3 protein-coding genes and 1 pseudogene are annotated in these 3,318 nt (G+C 42.7%); all 4 read left to right on the top strand.

Going from position 1 to position 3,318, the window contains the following annotated elements:
• Positions 1-188: pseudogene (locus tag ABLT31_RS38180) on the top strand (RraA family protein); the annotation flags it as partial.
• Between the two features lie 18 nt (positions 189-206).
• On the top strand, positions 207-1,091 hold the full coding sequence (locus ABLT31_RS38175; RefSeq protein ID WP_367760940.1) for a DUF1932 domain-containing protein: 885 nt from the start codon (positions 207-209) through the stop codon (positions 1,089-1,091).
• A gap of 51 nt (positions 1,092-1,142) precedes the next feature.
• Positions 1,143-2,498, top strand: coding sequence for a TRAP transporter large permease subunit (locus ABLT31_RS38170; protein ID WP_367760939.1), 1,356 nt, complete (start codon positions 1,143-1,145; stop codon positions 2,496-2,498).
• Between the two features lie 17 nt (positions 2,499-2,515).
• On the top strand, positions 2,516-2,806 hold the full coding sequence (locus ABLT31_RS38165; RefSeq protein ID WP_367760938.1) for a hypothetical protein: 291 nt from the start codon (positions 2,516-2,518) through the stop codon (positions 2,804-2,806).
• Positions 2,807-3,318 lie beyond the last annotated feature (512 nt).

Genomic DNA, 3,318 nt, shown 5'->3' with positions numbered 1-3,318 from the left:
ACGGTGTCATTGTCGTTCCAAGAGAAAAAATCGAAGAAGCGATAGAGAAAGCAGAGAAAAAATTAGGGTATGAGCAACAGCGCATGGATGCCATCGCAGACTTTAGGGAGAAACGCAAGCAAGGAGTGGCGAGCGGAACCATCCAACCTTCATGGTTACGAGAGAAAATGGCTAGCTTTGGATTATAGTTGGGAGGATAAAAAGAGATGAAGTTAGGATTTATAGGGTTTGGAGAAGCTGCTTATGAATTATCTACCGGATTGAAAGGAGAAGGTATGGAACATATTCTCGCCTACGATCCGGTATGGAACCATCCAACTTATGGGGCATTGGTTCAAGAACGAGCTGGTCTAGCACGAGTGGAACTGTTGGAGACACCTGAAGAGGTGTTAGGGCAAGTCAATATCTTATTCGTGGCAGTTCCTGCCAACAAAGCACTTGAAGTAAGCGAGTCTTTAAAGCCTTTTTTGAACAAAGATAGTATTTACGTGGATGTATCCGCTTCCGGTCCTGATATGAAACGAAAGATTCAGAAGAATGTCCAAGAAAAAGGGGTCAGCTTTGTGGATGCCGCCATGATGGGACCGCTGCCGGTGTATAAGCATAAGGTGCCAATCCTTGCGAGCGGGGATGGAACAGATGCCTTGATGACCACGTTGTCGCCTTACGGGATGGAGATCAGTAAGGTGAGCGATAACCCAGGAGATGCTTCAGCGGTGAAGCTCATTCGCAGCATCTACATGAAAGGGGTTGCGGCCTTATTTATTGAACTGTTAGAGGCTGCCCATGAATTTAACGTGGACGAACTGGTGATTGGTTCGATCAGCGAGACCATGAATGGCAGAAGCTTTGAACAGACGATGAACCGTTTGGTCACAGGCACATCCATTCATGCGCTCCGAAGATCCATCGAATTGGAAGGATCGATTGATATGCTGGAATCATCGAAAATCAATTCCCTCATGTCGAAGGCGGCCCGAGACAAACTTCGGCTACTAGCTGAGTGCAATCTGAAGGAACGATTTGAAGGGAAGACTCCGGAGCATTGGCTAGACGTGATTGAAGCCTGTAAACTGGTTAATCACAGGTAAACATAACAATGTCAGACTAAGACTAGATAACCTATCAAAAGGGGTGGGAGAATGGGGACTGCTTTTTTAGCACTGTTGGTATTTATTTCAATTATTATATGCTGGAATGTGGTATTGAAAAGAAATATTGGGGAAGCTATGATTGTTGGCTTTGTCATAACGGCTCTATTCGGAGGGGCACAAGCCCCTCAATTAATGTGGGAGGGATTGGTGTTCGCTGCCACCTACGAGGTCATGTATGCCGCCTTAGCCTTTGTTTTTATGGCCTATTTGATAGATAGAACAGAAATTCTGGCAGGCCTATTGGCTATCCTCAATTCAATTTTCGGACGCATCCCAGGTGGAGCAGCTTACATGGATACGATTGCATCTGCCGTCATGGGTTCGTTGTCAGGGTCAAACTCAGGGAATACCGCGTCAACAGGGTCATTTACGGCTCCATGGATGGTCAAATCCAACTGGAGTAAAGAATTAGCTGCGACGGTGGTCGCTGGAAACGGTGGATTGGGTGCAGCCCTTCCGCCAAGTAGTTCCATGTTTATTATGTTAGGTTTTGCTCCCGTTGCAGCGCTTGTTTCGGAAGGTCAATTGTGGATTGCGATGTTAACAGCTGGCTCGTACCAGGTGCTATATAGAGTCATATTAATCATGTATTTGGTTCGAAAGCACAAAATCAAAACGGTTTCCGCGGAATTTGTTCAACCATTGAGACAATCCTTCCGATTGGGTTGGAAATCCTTACTCATATTTTTAGGGGCGATCATACCCGTGGTCGTGACGCTTGGACCAGTGGGGGAAATGCTTAAGTCCAACCCAAATATTGGGAAAGAAGCGATAGGGGAGATTTCCCTCATCACGTGGATACCGATCTTAATCATAGGTATAAGTCTATTAGTAGGATGGGCAAAGTTGCCAAAGACTTCTGCGGCCTGGTCTCAATTTTTGGAGGATGCCATTCCCCGTTTTTCAGTCATTGGTGCTATTCTTTTATTTGCCTTTGCTCAAAGTCAAGTACTGAGTCAATTAGGTTTGGCTGAGGACTTAAATGCGATGATGGGAGCATTAGCTATCCCTAAATGGTTAATGGTCTTAATGGTTGGGGTTTTAGTCACCTTGGTGGCAGGTCCCTTATCGTCCACAGCGACGTTGACGGCTATTGGGATGGTTGCTTTTAGCGCTCTTGTTTCAGCAGGAGTACACCCTGTAGCGGCTGTAGTTATTATTCTGACATTTGCCTCTACTGAAGGCGCTTCACCGCCTGCGTCAGGCTCTATCTTTATTGCCTCAGGATTAGCGGGAGCACAACCAGAAAAAACGTTTGTTCCATTAGTTAAATATTATGTGATTCCCATTGTGTTCATTGGCTGGCTCATTGGTATGGGTATATTGCCAATGCCATTAAGTTAATTGAAAGGGGTCAGAATATGGAAAAGACACTAGTAGCACTTTTTAAGATTTGTTTTGTATTGTTGTTGCTTAGCGGTTCCTTATTGGTGTTTGGACAACTAGCAGGAGTCGTTCTTCAAAACGGAGAACTCATTATTTATAGTTCGGATATGTTTTCCAAGCCTACTTTCGTATTGAGTGCGATCGCCGGGATGGTTGGCTTTGTGCTGAACTATGTTCCAAGGAAAACACCAATGCAAAGTGATGAGCAAATCGAAAAGGAAGAAATTGAAAAATATAAGAAAACACTAAAAGCGAGTAATGGTTAGTCCGTTATTTTGATGGTTCAAAAAATAAAGCCGATCTCTCATATGAGAGAATCGGCTTTTTGGTTTGCCGTTCATTCAGTTGTCATTTTTCTTATATTCAACAAAAAAACAGTTTACATTCATCCATAACGATGATACTATACATTCAAGGTTGTAATAAATATTTCTCTACTTGTTAAAGGTGTTATAATTACAACAATAAAAAATATTGCTGCCCAAAATATCATTATCAATTTAGTTGATTATGAAACCGCTTGAATTTAGTTTTATCAAAATAATTTTTTGAATGTATATGATGGCGCTTACTACTTGTATTGTTGTGAATTATTAAAAACTGTTGCGTTTTTATTTTCACAAAGATGGAATTAACACACTTCACATTGAAGTGGTGATTCAATATAGAAAAATGGGGTGTTTATTGTGAGTAACTTACCTGCACTTTTACCTGAAGAGATGCTTGAAAGAGCAAAGCGTCTCAACACGACGCTTCTGACCGATGCTTTGGGATGTAC

The organism is Ammoniphilus soli (assembly GCF_040813775.1).
This window is presented reverse-complemented; position numbering and strand designations above follow the sequence as displayed.

Coding starts and splice junctions, on each gene's coding strand:
- ABLT31_RS38175 (WP_367760940.1), top strand. CDS start 207: ATGAAGTTAGGATTTATAGGGTTTGGAGAAGCTGCTTATGAATTATCT.
- ABLT31_RS38170 (WP_367760939.1), top strand. CDS start 1,143: ATGGGGACTGCTTTTTTAGCACTGTTGGTATTTATTTCAATTATTATA.
- ABLT31_RS38165 (WP_367760938.1), top strand. CDS start 2,516: ATGGAAAAGACACTAGTAGCACTTTTTAAGATTTGTTTTGTATTGTTG.